Raw genomic sequence first — 16,104 nt, forward strand, 5'->3', positions numbered from 1 at the left:
TCGAACAAGCTGAATTGCGCCGAGTCAAGGTTTGCAGATCCCCCAACGAATAATGTGAGGCCAGATCGCAAGCCACAGGAGGCCCGCATGTCCTTTTCAAACCCAACCCGCCGCGCATTTTTTCAAGGGGGTGCTGCCGCATTCGGCATGGCAAACCTTATGGGAACAACAGCACTGGCCGCTCTTGACCCAAACTCTTTCAATGACAGAATCTTCCACGCAACACACTACGGCCCGTTCGAGGCGGTTGTGCGCGATGGCAAGCTGGTGGGCATCAACCATATCATGGATATCGACGCCCGGCCGACAGAGATGCTGACACAAGGTGTCCTCGACCGGACATATGACAAGTCCCGCATTAACTATCCGATGGTGCGCAAATCCTATCTTGAAGGATGGGAAACCGGCGATATCAAACCTGAACTGCGCGGCAAAGAACCTTATGTGCGCGTCGATTGGGACACCGCCTGGAGCCTCACCGCCAAGGCGTTGCTTGATACCGCCTCCAACCACGGCAACGAAGCGATTTTCTCTTCGTCCTACGGTGGCTGGTCCAACGCCGGCACGTTCCGTCCGAACGTGCTTCAGGGCCGTTTGATGAACCTCATCGGCGGGTGCACGGTGACCGCGGGTGACTGGTCTGCGGGCGCGTCGCAGGTGGCATTGCCGCACATCATCGGGGATATGGAAGTGTATTCCACCCAGTCCGCCTGGGAAACCATCCGCGATCATTGCGAAGTGTTCGTCCTGGTTGGCTGTGACCCGATCAAAAACAACCGTGTCGAATACCGTGTTGCAGACCACGGCATGTATGCGCATTGGGAAACCATCCGCGACTCGGGCGTGAAATTCATTTCGATCAACCCACAGAAAACTGCATCCGACGAATATCTGGATGCTGATTGGGTCAAGATTGTTCCGAATACCGATGTCGCGCTGTTCCTTGCTATGGCGCATCACGTGCTTGAGCAGGGTCTTGAGGACCGCGCTTATATGGACACCTACACAGTGGGTGCCGACAAGTGGATCGCCTATGTCAAAGGCGATGATGACGGCGTTCCGAAAACACCGGAATGGGCGGCCGAGATTACTGGCATTGATGCGGCGAAAATCCGTGAGATGGCCGAGCTCTTTGCCAAATCGAACACCAACATTGCGGGTGCCTGGGCACTGCAGCGTGCGCAACACGGCGAGATGACCCATTGGGCGATCATCAACTTTGCCGCCCTGACCGGCAAGATCGGCAAACCCGGTTGCGGTGTCGGCTTTAGCTGGCACTACGGCAACGGCGGTATGCCTGCCTCGGGCAAATCGAACCCTGCCGGACTGTCCCAAGGTCGGAACTTTGTCAAAACTGTCTGCCCGGCAAGCCGGATCACCGATATGCTGGAAAACCCGGGCAAGCAGGTGTTCTACAACGGCAACACACACACCTATCCAGATGTGAAGGTCGTCTTTAACGCGGGCAACAACTTCATGTCCCATCAGCAAGACACCAACCGTCTGATCAAAGCGTTGGAAAAGGTGGAAACCGTGGTCAGCGTGGACGTCTGGTGGACAGCCGCAACCCGGTGGTGCGACATCGTCATGCCTGCAGCGTCGACCCTGGAACAAGACGATATCAGCTCTGGCGGAACCTATTCCAACGACAAGGTCTATGCGATGAAAAAGGTAATCGAACCGGTTGGCGAAAGCCTCCCCGATTACGAGATTTTCGAAGGGCTGGCTGATACCTTGGGTCTTTGGGCACAGTTCACCGATGGTGAAGATAAGATGTACCACATCCGTATGGCCTACGAGAAATCCAGTGCATCCAAACACACTCCGTTCGAGGAGTTCTGGGAAAAAGGCTTTGCCCGTCAGGAGGTGCCCGACGAGGCTCGCAAGTGGACCCGTCACGGCGAGTTCTACAATGATCCAGAAGGCGCACCGTTGCACACCACATCCGGCAAGATCGAGATGTTCTGCGAAGATTTCGCCAAACTGGACATCGAAGACATGCCTGGCATGCCGATGTGGATGGAGAAGCACGAGTATCTTGGCAACGCCAAGGAAGGCCAGCTGCACGTCGTATCGCCGCACCCGTGGTTCCGTCTGCACAGCCAGATGGACCAATCGGAAAACCTGCGCAACCTTTACAAGGTGCAGGGGCGTGAGCCGGTTCGGATCAACACCGAGGATGCCGCAGAGCGCGGGATCGAAGATGGTGATCTGGTCGAGCTGTATAACGACCGTGGCACCGTGATTGCAGGCGCTGTTGTCAGCGACGAAATCATGAAAGGCGTGGTGTCGATCTATGAGGGCGCATGGCCACAGCTTGACAGCAAAGGGCGGTGTAACTCTGGTCTGGTCAACTTCCTGACCTCGACTCAACGGTCCTCGGGTGTGGCACAGGCGACCACCGCCAACACCACGCTGTGTTCGATGCGCAAATGTGAAGATCCGGAAGGTCCGAACCTGGCTTATGAGAAGCCCGAGATCCTTGAGGATTACGAATATGCAGCCATCGACTATGACAAGATCGGGGTCGACCGTCTTTATGAACTGACCGAAAAGCTCTATGCGGATATGGGGCCGGGTGAGAAGATCTACTTTGAGCGTTGCACCGTCTGCCACGCGCCGCGTGAAGTGACCCACTTCACCCAGCAACAGTGGAAGGGCATCACCCCGTCAATGTTCCCAAGGGCTGGGCTTGATGAAGACGAAGCCGCGTTGGTCATGGACTACCTCATGAAGAACGCCGCTGACGCTGCGATGTAAGCACGAAACCTGTGCAGGCGACCGGAATTTCCGATCGCCTGCGCGTTTTCCACAAAGTTTGATCACGCAAGAAGGGATGTGCCTCATGCATATGGATCGCACTATTGGCGGCTGTGATTGTGACAGCGTCGCAGCACTTGGTGATCTTCTGAGCATACCCGACGCAATCGCGTGTGCGCGGCGTCAGGTCACGCCACTTTGTGACACCGAACACCTTGCGATTGATGATGCGTTAGGCCGGGTTTCGGCTGAAGCTGTTTTTGCCCCCCATGCGATGCCGTTTTTTGACAATGCCGCAATGGATGGATTTGCGTTTTGTCACTCTGATCTTGAAGGGCGCTGCTGTCTTCCGATCTCGGGCACTGTTGCGGCCGGGGATGCTCCGCGTGGCCTTCCCAAAGGCACCGCGCTCCGCATCTTCACCGGTGCCCCTGTGCCGAAAGGCGCGGATACCGTTGTGATGATCGAAGCCTGTATCGACAAGACCCACAAAGTTCATGTGAACACTATTCCGGCTAAGGGCACCAACATCCGCCGCCACGGCAGCGATCAGACAGAGGATCAACAGATCATCGCGGCACGGACTGTGCTTGCCCCGCATCACATCGGATTGCTGGCGGCCAATGGCATCAGCACCATAGCGGTCATGCGCCGTCCGCGTGTGGCTGTGTTTTCGACCGGAGATGAGGTCAAAACCGGATCTCTTCAGCCCGGACAAATTCCGGATGCCAACCGCCCGTTGCTGCGCGCCTTGTTGACACAAGCCGGTGCCGAGGTGGTTGATATGGGTATTCTTCCTGACGATGCATCTGCAACGCAGATGGCCCTGAGCACGGTATGCAACCGGGTTGATCTGATTGTCACAACCGGCGCGGTGTCGATGGGCGGCAAGGATCACATACGCGACGCATTGATCGCCGCCGGAGGTGATCTGCACGGCTGGCGCGTTGCATTGAAACCGGGAAAACCGGTGATGTTTGGCAGATTGGGGCAGGCAGCCTTTACCGGATTGCCGGGCAACCCGTTTGCAGCACATGTCGGGTTTCATCTGTTTTTGTTGCCCCAACTTGCGCACCTGACGGGAACGCCGTCAGGCAAATTCGCGCCCGACACCGGGATTGCCGGGTTCGACTGGACCCGCAAGCCCGGACGTGCCGAGGTTTTTCCAGTTTGTGTGACGGCATATGACGATCTTGGCCGGCCTGTTCTGACCCGTCTGGGCAACAGTGTTTCCGCAACATTGCTTCCGCTGAGCGCAGCAGACGGTTTGGCCATTGTGCCCGCCGATTGCGACGAAATTGCCTGTGGCATGTCCGTGCAGTGGCAGTCTTTCTGTTAAATGGAACCAGATGAATGACCTATTTCCCGCTTGCCGCCGTTTCTTTTGAAAGCGCCGATATTGACGGTTTTCTGGCCGACATCGCACAATACACCGCCCAACGCGGGCTGCGGGTGCGCGGCGCATTGCAAAGCCGTGGTATGGCCTTCGGCGCATGCCATTGCGCTGACATGGATCTCACGACGCTGCATTCAAACCGCACGTTCCGCATTTCGCAACCTTTGGGCAACGAATCGCATGGCTGTCGCTTGCATCCGGGTGCGCTTGCCGAATGTTCTGCTTTCATCGCACGCGAACTTGACCAGGGTGCGGATCTTCTAATTCTCAATCGATTTGGCAAAGGCGAAAGCGAAGGGCGCGGGTTTCGCGATCTGATTGGCAGCGCCATCACCCTTGGCATACCTGTTCTGACGGCAGTGCGACCGACCTTTGCAGAGGCATGGGCTAAGTTCGGTGATGGCATCGCCTGTGATTTGCCCATGGATCGCGATGTGGTTCTGAACTGGATATTGGCACAAACGGAGCAAAGCCATGCCGCTTGATGCATCAACGCTGAAATCGCAGCTTGTTGACAGTTTTGGACGCCGCGTCAGCTATCTGCGCCTGTCCGTCACTGACCGGTGCGACCTGCGCTGTACCTATTGCATGGCTGAAAAAATGGTGTTTCTGCCCAAGCGCGATGTGCTGAGCCTTGAGGAATTGTCGCGGCTGAGTGATGTCTTTATCCGTCACGGCGTGCGCAAACTACGCCTGACCGGGGGCGAACCGCTTGTGCGGCGGGATGTTATTGACCTTTTCCACGATCTGTCGCGCCATTTGCGAACGGGTGCGCTGGATGAACTGACCCTGACGACGAACGGCACACAATTGGCTCGCCATGCCGAGGCGTTGGCGCAGTGCGGGGTGCGACGGGTGAATGTGTCGCTTGATACGCTTGATCCGGCCCGCTATCGCGCAGTGACGCGGCTTGGTGACATTTCCAATGTTCTAGACGGGATCGATGCGGCCCTTGCGGTCGGGCTCAAGGTGAAACTCAATGCCGTCGCCAGTCGCGGTGCGTTCGAGGACGAAGTGGATGACCTGATCCGCTTTGCCCATGCCCGTGACATGGATCTGACATTGATCGAAGAGATGCCGCTGGGCGAAACCGGCCAAAACCGCGATGACACAGCGCTGTCATTGCGTGATCTGCAACACGATCTGGCCCAACGCTGGACGCTTAAGCCGCATCATCGCAGTACGGGGGGGCCGGCACGGTTTATGTATGTGGCGCAAACCGGCGGTCTGCTTGGCTTTATCCAGCCGATGTCCTGCAATTTCTGTGCGCTGTGCAATCGTGTCCGCGTAAGCTGCACCGGGCGGCTTTATACCTGTATGGGAGACGACGGCTCTGTCGATCTGCGTGCGCCCTTGCGCCACTCCGAAGACGCGACTGTTGAGGCCATCCGGATTGCCTTGCAAGCCAAACCGGAACGCCATCAATTCGACGCGGGCAAAATGGCGATCCCAGCGGTTGCGCGACATATGTCAGTGTTGGGTGGTTAAAAACCCGGCGCTCTTAATCGCCATGTCGCACATAATGTGGCATGGTCCGACGCAGATATCACATAAAGGACCTCAAACATGAGCAAAAACCTACCCGGCGCGGCCGGTGATCTGGCCGAGAAATATCCATCCGTCTGGTCCGCCTATTCCGATCTTGGCGAAGCAACGGCAAATGCAGGGGGCCTGACAGATCGGGAACGGCGTTTGGTCAAACTTGCGCTGTCCATCGGGGCGGCTTCGGAAGGGGCGGTTCATTCACACGCCCGCCGCGGTCTGGCCGAGGGCATTCCATATGAGGATCTGCAACAGGTTGCGTTGCTGGCCATTGGTCCACTTGGGTTCCCGCGTGGCGTGGCGGCAGGCACCTGGATTTCAGACGTCGAAGACACCGATTAGACCGGACGCGGTTTCACCGTTCTGACATGGCCCAGTCCGAGAAAACCTTGATCTGGGCCTGCAATGCCACCGGTGCGCGTTTTGACGTGATCAGGAAATAATCCGACCCGTAGGCCATCGGATTGTCCGATAGGCTGACCAGCGCACCGGTCTCAAGATCTGCCTCGATCATGGCGACGGGACAAAGGGCGACGCCCTGAGCAGACAACACAGCCGCGCGTAGCAGGTTGAAGTCTTCAAAACTCGTGCCGGGAAGCGGGCCAGGATCGGCTTCGCCGCTGTGATCAAACCAGTGGCGCCATCCTGTCTTGTCGCCATCATGCAGCAATCCAAGTTCCTTGAGATCGCCGGGATCATCGACAGACTTGCCACGGCGCGCCAGCAAAGTTGGACTGCACACCGGGATACTATCCCCCCGCAGGAAAAGGCTGGCCTCAATAGATGGCCCCTTGGGCATTTCGGGCAAAAAACTAAAGGCCAGGTGAACATCGGAAAAGTCAATTTCATAGCCGTGGATGGCATAAACGATGCGTGTCTCAACCCCTGGATGCGCCTCCTGAAAGGACGCCAGACGCGGGATTAGCCAGCACATGGCAACCGATGGAATGGCAGCGATGACCAAGGGTTGACGGCTGTTGTCAGATCGCGCGCGATGACAGGCCGCGTCGATTTCAGCCAGCGAAACGGTCAATGAATTGGCCAGTTCCACCCCGTGCGGCAACAAAGTTGCCCGATTGCCTTCGCGCTGAAACAAAGGCGCGCCAAGCCAGGATTCAAAGTTGCGGACTTGATGGCTGATCGCCGATTGCGTGACGAAAAGCGCATCGGCAGCCGCCTTGAAAGACCCCAATCGCGCCACCGCTTCAAAGGCACGCAGTGCGTTTAAGGGTGGTAACGCCATGATATCGCCTCTGGTTGAAAAAAACTAATGCTACTCTGAGATAACATCGTTTGACGGAATCACGCAACTGGCGCTGTTAAGGGGGCATAAAGAGTCGTGCGAGCTCTTATCACGAATTGGAGGATTTCATGGAACGCGAACGTCTACAAAATTACGTCGGTAACGGCGAAAAAGCACCGGGCACTTTCTCGGATGCTGAAATGCAGCGCCGTCTGGATGATATCCGCGCCCATATGGCGAAGGAAAGCATCGATGCTGCACTCTTCACCAGCTACCACTGCGTGAACTACTATTCGGATTTCCTCTATTGCCAGTTCGGCCGCCGTTACGGTTTCCTTGTTGACCACAACATTGCGACGTCCATCAGTGCCGGCATTGATGGCGGCCAGCCGTGGCGCCGTACTTTTGGTGGTAAGAACGTCACTTACACAGATTGGCAGAAAGACAATTATTTTCATGCCATCCGCACACTTACCGGCGGCGTAAAGCGTTTGGGCATTGAATTCGATCACATCACGATTGACACGCTGAACCTGCTGAAGTCCGAATTCCCCAACATTGAATTCGTTGACATTGCCGAAGCGTCGATGCGTCTGCGCATGATCAAATCCGCCGAAGAGATTGCGCATATCGAAAAGATGACGCGCATTGCCGACATCGGCGGCGCCGCCTGTGTCGAGGCAATCGCCGTTGGCGTGCCAGAGCACGAAGTGGCCCTGCACTCGACCGGCACGATGGTCCGCGAAATTGCCAAGGTTTGGCCCGATGGCGAGCTGCTGGATACATGGACCTGGTTCCAGTCCGGTGTGAACACCGATGGCGCGCACAACCCCGTCACCAGCCGCAAGATCGAGCATGGTGATATCCTGTCGCTGAACTGCTTCCCGATGGTTGCAGGGTATTATGTCGCGCTTGAGCGGACCTTGTTTGCCGAGAGCGCCAGCGACGAACACATCAAGATGTGGGAACTGAACTGCAAAGTGCATGATCGCGGCAAGGAATTGCTGGTGCCAGGCGCAAAATGTTCTGACATCGCGAAAGAGCTGAATGAGATCTATCAGGAAGCTGATCTGCTGCAATACCGCAGCTTTGGCTATGGCCATTCCTTTGGTGTTCTGTGCCACTACTATGGCCGCGAAGCTGGTCTTGAGCTGCGTGAAGACTGCGAGACAGTTCTGGAAAAAGGCATGGTTGTTTCGATGGAGCCAATGATCACCATTCCGGAAAACATGCCCGGCGCAGGCGGCTACCGCGAACACGACATCCTCGTCATCGAGGATGATGGCAACCGGAACATCACCGGCTTCCCATACGGGCCCGATCACTTGATCGTCAAATCAGGATCGAAGTGAACCCGATCCATCCAAAACGCCCCGGCCGTCACATCGCCGGGGCGTTTCTACATCCGGAAACATCAAAATCAGGAGGAGCGCATGTTTTTGAATTCCTGGGTCCTTGATTGGTTCGTCATTCTGAGCATCGCCACCATCGCCGTCGCGCTTGTTGCATGGGTTTTGGATCGCGTGCGCGACAAAGACTGATCCCAATCACACGCGCCGGAAGACAAACGGCGCCGCATCTACATTTTCGGAGGAGGATATCATGGACAGTATTCCATGGATCAACTGGCTGATCATGGCCGCGTCCTTTGTCGCGCTGATCTGGCTGGGTTGGAAATCAAGCAAAGTCGTACATTCCAACAATGATGATGAAAGCGGCTTTCTGGTTGCCGGTCGGTCGCTTGGCCCATTTGTCGGTGCCGCGACAATTGTGGCGACCGGTTATTCCGGCTGGGGCTTCATGGGCTCGCCGGGTGTTGCGTATGAATTCGGCGCGATCGAAATTCTGGGCAATTTCATGTTTGCCCCCGCGATGGTGATTGCCGTTTTGTTCTTTGCCAAGTTCCTGTCGCGCCGTGCCGCCGACATGGGCAGTAACACGATTCCGGAATACGCCGCCAATCTGCATGGTACCGGTGGTCTGTCCAGGCTGGTTCAGGGTGTCGCCGCGCTTGTGACAATCGTGCTTCTGCTGGTGTTTCTCACCAGCCAGATCAAGGCGGTCGGTATCCTGGCCGCGGGTTGGCTTGACTTGCCGCAGGTCTGGGGTGCCACTGTGATGATCTCTATCATCATCTTGTATACGGTTTTGGGAGGGCTGACAGCCGTTGCCTGGACCGACACCCTGATGTTGATGGGTATGCTGATTGCAGCGCTGATCGTCTGTATCCAGATGTTCAGTGATATTCCCCTGACACAAATGATTGCGCAACTGAACGAAGTTGATCCCAATCTTGTAAACCCTGTGACCTCTGATCCGTATGGTCAGGCCAAAGGGGCTGTCTATCTTGTCTTGCCTTATGCCTTCATGTTCTCGGCTGTTCTGCCCTATATGGCTGTCCGGTTCCTGGCATTCCGCGCGGACGTAAAGTTCTCGACCGTCGCGCTCTATGTTGCGCCGTTTGCCTGTATTCTATCGCTGATCCCGATTGTCGGCCTCTACATGCGGTTGAAGATGCCAGAGCTTGCCGAGGCGGATCAGGCCATGCCGGTTTACCTTGAGACGTTCCTACATCCCGTTTTGGGCGGTTTCATCACGCTGTGCATCCTCTTTGCGATGCAGTCCACGGCAAACTCGCTGTTGCACACGGTGGCATCGGCCGCATCACACGATCTGCGCAGAGCGCTTTTCCCAGGCCACGAAAATCCGAAGACGACATTGTTTATCAACCGGATGGCGGTTGTGGTGTTCGGCCTGATCGGCCTGCTGATGATGATCTACGCGCCACCGTTTTTCCTGTCCTGGTTGGGTATTCTGGGCACGGGGACGTTGCTCGCCGCCCTTGTTGGACCGATCTTTGTCTCGGCCTTCTGGCGCGGCAACGCTTACGGTGCCTTGGCTGCCATGATCGGAGGATTCTGCACGTCAGGCTATCTTTTGGTCTGGGGCGATGCGGGCTGGGTTGTCGGGCCTCTGGTCGGATGCGCCGTATCAACCGCGCTTTATGTCGGAGTGAGCGTTGTGACATTCGGTCAGGATAAGCGCGTCGTTACCGCCTGATCCGCGCATCTCCAATCACACCCTGGAAAGGCAGGCTGCCAAAGCCTGCCTTTTTCATTGGCATTCAAACCAATGCGTCCGCCTCGCTTTTCTCTCGCAGCGCCCAAAAGACCAGCAAGGGGTGATCCCCGGAGCGCATTGAATGAAGGATATTGTGGGGATTGTAAAAGGTTTCACCCCTCGTCACATCCACCCACGGGTTGCGGCCCTGTCTAAACCCGCCCTGTGTCATCACCAGATAGGTTTCTTCCGGCGTATGCCGATGATCGGGGTAAAGCACATGTGGTGCCAACAATGAAACACCCAGCCAAACATCTGTGCGCTGTTCCAATCCCCCGGGCCCCACAATGATCGTATTGGCATGATTTTCGCCAAAATTCTCACTGGCCCCGGTCCAATCGCCTTGCCGCCTTTGCCAAACCAAAGTCGGCTCAAGCGCTAAAAACCGCGTCATAACATGCTGCAGATCATGCTCATCCTTGGCCTGTGACGACGGCTTCAGGTCGTCCAGAACACCGCAGATCGGCAATCTGCGGCCCGTTGCAAGGGCTGGATGCTCTACGCTTTCCAGATCTGCAAAGATCTTATGCAAAGAGACGATGGCGGCCGCATCTCTTGTGCGCGCGAAATAGGCATCCCCGAGGGCATCAAGAAAGGCCTGTAAAGGGGCGTGGCGTGTTTCCATTTTGGATCTCCGAAAGGCGATGCAGGTCAAGCTGGCTCTACCTCGTAGGCTATGTCTCCAAGACCCTTCCATTTGCACAGTATAGGTCTTGATCTGTCGCCTTCGTCTGAAGCGAGTCTTAGGACGTCTAGGAAGTTGGCGAATGCGCATAGGGTGAACTTTTTGGTGAGGATGAACCCGACGCGGAGGCGTGGTTTGTGGTTGGTGTTGAGGTGTGTCATGGCGTGAATATAACGCGAGTCTGGCGGGGATATACAGTGCTGGAGCTGAGACCTGTGTAGGGTGTTTCGATCCTGGTATTTTCCCGCTCAGAAAGACAGCCTCATGACCCATTTCTCTGCGATGTCGCTTCTCAAGAATGCTTTGTCCGGCCACAAGAACTGGCCCGAGCAATGGCCCGACAAACAGCCCAAAGACGAATATGATGTGATCATTGTCGGCGCGGGCGGTCATGGTCTGGGGGCTGCGTATTATCTGGCCAAGGAACATGGCATCACCAATGTTGCGGTGATCGAGAAGGGCTGGCTGGGCGGTGGCAACACCGGGCGCAACACGACGATTATCCGGTCGAACTATCTTTATGACGAAAGCGCCAAGCTTTATGATCACGCGCTGGATCTGTGGGACAATCTGTCGACCGAACTGAACTACAACGTGATGTATTCCAAGCGCGGCGTGATGATGCTGGCGCATAATGTGCATGATGTGCAGAGCTTCCAGCGCCACATTCACGCCAACCGCCTGAACGGGGTGGACAACCAGTGGCTGACGCCGAAACAGGCCAAGGAATTCTGCCCGCCGCTGAACATCTCGCCGGATGCGCGCTATCCGGTGATGGGGGCTGCGCTGCAAAAGCGCGCCGGGACCGCGCGGCATGACGCGGTGGCCTGGGGCTATGCCCGTGCGGCGGCCAAGCGGGGCGTGGACATCATCCAGAACTGCCCGGTGATCGCGATCCGGCGCGGTGCCGATGGGTCGGTTGAGGGTGTTGATACGGCCAAGGGGTTCATCAAGGCCAAGAAAGTTGCGGTCTCGGCTGCTGGTCACACATCGGTTGTCATGGACAGTGCGGGCGTGCGGATGCCGCTGGAAAGCTATCCGCTGCAGGCGTTGGTGTCCGAGCCGATCAAGCCGGTTTTCCCCTGCGTTGTGATGTCCAACACCGTGCATGCCTATATCAGCCAGTCCGACAAGGGCGAATTGGTCATCGGGTCGGGCACCGACCAGTATACCAGCTATTCGCAGCGCGGCGGCCTGCCGTTGATCGAACACACGGTCTCGGCGATTTGCGAGGTGTTCCCGATCTTCAACCGCATGCGGATGCTGCGCAAATGGGGTGGCATCGTGGATGTGACGCCGGACCGGTCGGCCATTCTGGGCAAGACCCCGGTCAAGGGTCTGTACGTCAACTGCGGCTGGGGCACGGGCGGGTTCAAGGCGACACCGGGGGCGGCGCATACGCTGGCCTGGACCGTGGCCAAGGACGAGCCGCACCCGGTCAACGCGCCGTTTACGCTTGAACGCTTTACCACCGGCCGTCTGATCGACGAAGCCGCTGCTGCCGCTGTGGCACATTAAGGGAGGACCACCGATGCTTTTGATTCATTGCCCCTATTGCGACGATACGCTTCCCGAACTGGAATTTGCCTATGCCGGTGAAGCCCATATCAGCCGCCCTGCCGATCCGTCGAAACTGAGCGACGAAGAATGGCGCGATTTTCTGTTCATCCGCACCAATGTCAAAGGAGTGCATGCCGAACGCTGGCGTCACATCAACGGCTGCGGGCGGTTTTTCAACGCGCTGCGCGACACGGTCAGCGACCGTTTCCTGACCACCTACAAGGCCGGTGAGTCCCGTCCTGACATGACCGAACTGGAGGCCGCAGAATGACCGAGTATCGCGTAAAAGGCCGGGGCCGTGTGAACACGGACAAGCCTGTCAAGTTCAGCTTTGACGACCAGACCTATCAGGGGTTCGAGGGCGACACCGTGGCCTCGGCCTTGCTGGCCAATGGGGTGCACCTCATGGGGCGCAGCTTTAAGTATCACCGCCCGCGCGGCGTGGTCACGGCCAGTTCGGAAGAGCCCAACGCGCTGATCGGGACAACCCGGGGGCGGGGCCGGTTCGAGCCGAACACCCGCGCCACGATGCAAGAGATTTATCCCGGCCTCAAAACCGAGAGCCAGAACAAATGGCCCAGCCTCAAGTTCGATCTGGGCGCGATCAATGACCGGCTTTATATGTTGTTCTCGGCCGGGTTTTATTACAAGACCTTCATGTGGCCGCGCAGCTTTTGGGACAGTGTCTACGAGCCGCTGATCCGCAAGGCGGCGGGCCTGGGCAAAGCCCCCACCCATGTTGACCCCGACACCTATGCCAGCCGGTATCTGCATTGCGATGTGCTGGTTGTGGGCTCTGGCCCGTCTGGCATTGCGGCGGCTCTGGCGGCCGGGCGTGCCGGGTCCAAGGTTGTTCTGGTTGATGAAAACCCGGAAATGGGCGGCACGCTTCTGTCCGAACCATCGGTGTCGATCGACGGCCAGCCCGCATGGGACTGGCTGGACGGGGCTTTGGCCGAACTGGATCGGATGGCCAATGTCACCCGCATGACGCGGACCACGGCGATGGGGTATTACCACCAGAACATGATCGGTCTGGTGCAAAAGCTGACCGACCACATGGCGGATGTGCCCGAAGGCGCGCCGCGCGAACGGATGTGGCGGGTGCGCGCCAAAGAGGTGGTTCTGGCGCAGGGTGCGATCGAACGCCCGATGGTGTTTGACGGCAATGACACACCCGGCATCCTGATGGCGGGGGCCGCGCAGACCTTCCTCAACCGCTTTGGCGTGTTGGTGGGCAAGAAACCCGTCGTTCTGACCAGCCATGACAGCGCCTGGTACAGCGCGTTTGATATGGCCGATGCGGGCGCAAAGGTTGTGGCGATTGTCGACACGCGGGACGATGTGCCCCAGGCCTTGCAGGACGCAGCCAAGGACCGCGGCATCAAGACCTATCTTGGCTACACCGCCACCGGCACCAAGGGCCGCCTGCGGGTCAGTGCGCTGCGGGTGAACCCGGTGCGCAACGGCAAGGTCGGGTCTGCTCATCTGTTGTTCTGTGACGCCGTACTGGTGTGTGGCGGCTGGACACCGTCGCTGCATCTCTTCTCGCACACCAAGGGATCGCTGGACTGGGACGCCGAGGCCAAGGCCTATCTGCCCGGTCACAAGACCGAGGATGTGCACATTGCAGGTGCGGGTCGCGGGCTTTGGGGTATCGCCGCCGCACTGGAAGACGGCACCAAGGCCGGGGCCGACGCGGTTGCATCGCTGGGTGGCACAGCGGGTGCTGCGACCTATGAGGTGGCCGATGACCGCACCGGCACCGGCATCACCCAGAAGGAACTGCCGACCGATCGCAGCCCCGGCAAGGCCAAGGCCTTTGTCGACTTCCAGAACGATGTGACCGCCAAGGATATCCGTCTGGCCGTGCGCGAGGGCATGAAATCCATCGAACATGTCAAGCGCTACACCACCAACGGCATGGCGACCGATCAGGGCAAGCTGTCGAACATGAACGGGCTGACCATTGCCGCCGATGCGTTGGGCAAGGACGCCCCGCAGGTGGGTCTGACCACGTTCCGTCCGCCTTATACGCCCACCACCTTTGGCGCGTTCTGCGGCTATCACAAGGGGGCGCATTTTGAGGTGACGCGCAAAACGCCCATCGATGCCTGGGCCGAAGAGCATGGGGCCGAGTTCGAACCGGTCGCGCTGTGGCGGCGGGCCTGGTACTTCCCCAAGGCGGGCGAGGATATGCACAAGGCGGTGGCGCGCGAATGCAAGGCGACGCGCGAGAGCCTCGGTATCTTTGACGCCTCTACCCTGGGCAAGATCGAGGTCTCTGGCCCCGATGCGACCGAGTTCATGAACCGCATGTATACCAACCCCTGGACCAAGCTGGGTGTGGGCCGCGCGCGCTATGGCCTGCTGTTGGGCGAGGACGGGTTCATCCGTGACGACGGCGTCATTGGCCGGATGCGCGATGACCTGTTCCATGTCACCACGACGACGGGCGGGGCACCCCGGGTGCTGAACATGATGGAGGATTACCTGCAGACCGAATGGCCTGACCTCAAGGTCTGGCTGACCTCCACCACCGAGGAATGGGCCACCATCGCGCTCAACGGTCCAAACGCACGCAAGCTGCTGGCGCCGTTTGTCGAGGGCATTGATATGTCCGGCGAAGCGTTCCCGCATATGTCGGTGCGCGAATGTACCGTCGCGGGCTTCCCGTCGCGGCTCTTCCGGATCAGCTTTACCGGCGAGCTGGGCTTTGAAATCAACGTGCCTGCGCGTCACGGTAAAGAACTTTGGGAAAAGCTGTGGGAGGCCGGTCAGCAATACGACATCTGCCCCTATGGCACCGAAACCATGCACGTGTTGCGCGCCGAAAAAGGCTTTATCATTGTCGGTCAGGACACTGATGGCACGGTCACCCCGCAGGATGCGGGCATCGGCTGGGCGATTGGCAAGAAAAAGCTCGACTTTGTGGGCAAGCGGTCGCTTGATCGCCCCGATATCGTGGCCCCGAACCGCAAGCAGCTGGTTGGTCTTCTGACAGACGACCCCAAAACCGTGCTGGTCGAAGGCGCACAGATTGTGGACGACCCGAAACAGGCCAAGCCGATGAAGATGATCGGGCATGTGACCTCGTCTTACTGGTCAGAGGCTCTGGGCCGGTCCATTGCGATGGCGGTGGTCGAAGGCGGGTTCGACCGCATGGATGACACGCTGCACATCCCCACCGAAAATGGTGAGGCCGTTCCGGCCAAAGTCACCTCAACCGTGTTTTATGACCCGGCGGGCGACCGCCTCAAGGTCGAGTGAGGAGGGCAAACCCATGAATGCTCCGGTAACATCTTTCGACACCGTATCGGTGACCATCCTGCCACCCGTGGCCCGCTTTAATCTGCGCATTGCGCCGGCCGACCTGGCCAAAGCCTCGGCGGCTTTCGGGCTCGACCTGCCCGGCAAGATCGGGCAGGGCAGCCGCAAGGACACCCGCGCCGCCTATTGCATCGGCCCCGATGAATGGCTGCTGCACGCCGCCGAAGAGGACCAGCAGGCCATCGTATCGGCCTTTGATGCCCTGCGCGACGACACCGCCCACAGCCTCGTGGTGATCTCGGACCGCGAAGTGACCATCGAACTCACAGGCCCCTCCGCCGCAGACCTGCTCTCGGTCGGATGCCCCCTCGACCTGTCCCGCATCCCAGCAGGCAGCGCCAAGCGGACAGTCTTCGACTACGCACAGATCACCCTCATCCGAGACGCCGAAGACACATTCCGCATCGAAGTCTGGCGATCATACCTCCCGCATGTCCACGGCATCCTGAACATCGCGGCGAGGGAATT

General features: G+C 58.2%; 13 protein-coding genes and 1 pseudogene. 11 read left to right on the top strand and 3 right to left on the bottom strand.

Features of this window, described 5'->3' with window-relative positions:
• The first annotated feature begins 87 nt into the window (after positions 1-87).
• The 5 genes from ACG74X_RS16750 (at position 88) to ACG74X_RS16770 (ending at position 6,040) form a co-directional block, all read left to right on the top strand.
• The gene (locus ACG74X_RS16750; protein WP_411236338.1) at positions 88-2,760 is read left to right on the top strand and encodes a molybdopterin-dependent oxidoreductase; all 2,673 of its coding nucleotides are present in this window, start codon (positions 88-90) and stop codon (positions 2,758-2,760) included.
• 85 nt (positions 2,761-2,845) lie between these two features.
• Positions 2,846-4,099, top strand: coding sequence for a gephyrin-like molybdotransferase Glp (gene glp, locus ACG74X_RS16755; protein ID WP_411236339.1), 1,254 nt, complete (start codon positions 2,846-2,848; stop codon positions 4,097-4,099).
• Between the two features lie 14 nt (positions 4,100-4,113).
• Entirely contained in the window at positions 4,114-4,641 is a 528-nt protein-coding gene (locus ACG74X_RS16760; RefSeq protein ID WP_411236340.1) for a DUF2478 domain-containing protein, read from the top strand.
• Complete coding sequence (gene moaA / locus ACG74X_RS16765; protein WP_411236341.1) at positions 4,631-5,644, top strand: GTP 3',8-cyclase MoaA; 1,014 nt, start codon at positions 4,631-4,633, stop codon at positions 5,642-5,644. Before ACG74X_RS16760 ends, moaA begins: the two co-directional genes overlap by 11 nt.
• Before the next feature lie 78 nt (positions 5,645-5,722).
• Positions 5,723-6,040 (top strand): carboxymuconolactone decarboxylase family protein, encoded by a 318-nt coding sequence (locus tag ACG74X_RS16770; protein WP_411236342.1) that lies wholly within the window; start codon positions 5,723-5,725, stop codon positions 6,038-6,040.
• A 13-nt stretch (positions 6,041-6,053) separates the two neighbouring features.
• Here the strand turns inward: ACG74X_RS16770 and ACG74X_RS16775 are convergent, their stop codons facing one another.
• Entirely contained in the window at positions 6,054-6,941 is an 888-nt protein-coding gene (locus ACG74X_RS16775) for a LysR substrate-binding domain-containing protein (RefSeq protein ID WP_411236344.1), read from the bottom strand.
• A 128-nt stretch (positions 6,942-7,069) separates the two neighbouring features.
• Here ACG74X_RS16775 and ACG74X_RS16780 point away from each other — a divergent pair, with 128 nt between their 5' ends.
• Together ACG74X_RS16780 and ACG74X_RS16785 are read left to right on the top strand one after the other, a co-directional pair.
• The gene (locus ACG74X_RS16780; RefSeq protein ID WP_411236346.1) at positions 7,070-8,293 is read left to right on the top strand and encodes an aminopeptidase P family protein; all 1,224 of its coding nucleotides are present in this window, start codon (positions 7,070-7,072) and stop codon (positions 8,291-8,293) included.
• Positions 8,294-8,543: 250 nt separating this feature from the next.
• A complete protein-coding gene (locus ACG74X_RS16785; protein WP_411236348.1) occupies positions 8,544-10,001 on the top strand; it encodes a sodium:solute symporter family protein in 1,458 nt (485 codons plus the stop codon).
• Between the two features lie 64 nt (positions 10,002-10,065).
• Here the strand turns inward: ACG74X_RS16785 and ACG74X_RS16790 are convergent, their stop codons facing one another.
• Both ACG74X_RS16790 and ACG74X_RS16795 read right to left on the bottom strand, forming a co-directional pair.
• Positions 10,066-10,686, bottom strand: a complete 621-nt coding sequence (locus ACG74X_RS16790) for a dimethylsulfonioproprionate lyase family protein (protein ID WP_411236350.1) — start codon at positions 10,684-10,686, stop codon at positions 10,066-10,068.
• A gap of 59 nt (positions 10,687-10,745) precedes the next feature.
• Positions 10,746-10,907: pseudogene (locus tag ACG74X_RS16795) on the bottom strand (GlxA family transcriptional regulator); the annotation flags it as partial.
• Between the two features lie 103 nt (positions 10,908-11,010).
• Here ACG74X_RS16795 and ACG74X_RS16800 point away from each other — a divergent pair.
• From ACG74X_RS16800 to ACG74X_RS16815, 4 genes are all read left to right on the top strand, one after another.
• Positions 11,011-12,264 (top strand): sarcosine oxidase subunit beta family protein, encoded by a 1,254-nt coding sequence (locus ACG74X_RS16800; RefSeq protein WP_411236351.1) that lies wholly within the window; start codon positions 11,011-11,013, stop codon positions 12,262-12,264.
• Between the two features lie 13 nt (positions 12,265-12,277).
• Complete coding sequence (locus ACG74X_RS16805; RefSeq protein WP_411236353.1) at positions 12,278-12,577, top strand: sarcosine oxidase subunit delta; 300 nt, start codon at positions 12,278-12,280, stop codon at positions 12,575-12,577.
• Positions 12,574-15,576, top strand: a complete 3,003-nt coding sequence (locus ACG74X_RS16810; RefSeq protein WP_411236354.1) for a sarcosine oxidase subunit alpha — start codon at positions 12,574-12,576, stop codon at positions 15,574-15,576. Before ACG74X_RS16805 ends, ACG74X_RS16810 begins: the two co-directional genes overlap by 4 nt.
• A 13-nt stretch (positions 15,577-15,589) precedes the next feature.
• Positions 15,590-16,104 (top strand): sarcosine oxidase subunit gamma (locus tag ACG74X_RS16815; protein ID WP_411236356.1); only part of this gene is annotated, 515 nt, incomplete at its 3' end.

The organism is Marivita sp. S0852 (genome assembly GCF_046591575.1).
In the GTDB taxonomy this organism is placed as follows: Bacteria; Pseudomonadota; Alphaproteobacteria; order Rhodobacterales; family Rhodobacteraceae; genus Marivita.

Coding starts and splice junctions, on each gene's coding strand:
- ACG74X_RS16750 (WP_411236338.1), top strand. CDS start 88: ATGTCCTTTTCAAACCCAACCCGCCGCGCATTTTTTCAAGGGGGTGCT.
- glp (WP_411236339.1), top strand. CDS start 2,846: ATGCATATGGATCGCACTATTGGCGGCTGTGATTGTGACAGCGTCGCA.
- ACG74X_RS16760 (WP_411236340.1), top strand. CDS start 4,114: ATGACCTATTTCCCGCTTGCCGCCGTTTCTTTTGAAAGCGCCGATATT.
- moaA (WP_411236341.1), top strand. CDS start 4,631: ATGCCGCTTGATGCATCAACGCTGAAATCGCAGCTTGTTGACAGTTTT.
- ACG74X_RS16770 (WP_411236342.1), top strand. CDS start 5,723: ATGAGCAAAAACCTACCCGGCGCGGCCGGTGATCTGGCCGAGAAATAT.
- ACG74X_RS16775 (WP_411236344.1), bottom strand. CDS start 6,941: ATGGCGTTACCACCCTTAAACGCACTGCGTGCCTTTGAAGCGGTGGCG.
- ACG74X_RS16780 (WP_411236346.1), top strand. CDS start 7,070: ATGGAACGCGAACGTCTACAAAATTACGTCGGTAACGGCGAAAAAGCA.
- ACG74X_RS16785 (WP_411236348.1), top strand. CDS start 8,544: ATGGACAGTATTCCATGGATCAACTGGCTGATCATGGCCGCGTCCTTT.
- ACG74X_RS16790 (WP_411236350.1), bottom strand. CDS start 10,686: ATGGAAACACGCCACGCCCCTTTACAGGCCTTTCTTGATGCCCTCGGG.
- ACG74X_RS16800 (WP_411236351.1), top strand. CDS start 11,011: ATGACCCATTTCTCTGCGATGTCGCTTCTCAAGAATGCTTTGTCCGGC.
- ACG74X_RS16805 (WP_411236353.1), top strand. CDS start 12,278: ATGCTTTTGATTCATTGCCCCTATTGCGACGATACGCTTCCCGAACTG.
- ACG74X_RS16810 (WP_411236354.1), top strand. CDS start 12,574: ATGACCGAGTATCGCGTAAAAGGCCGGGGCCGTGTGAACACGGACAAG.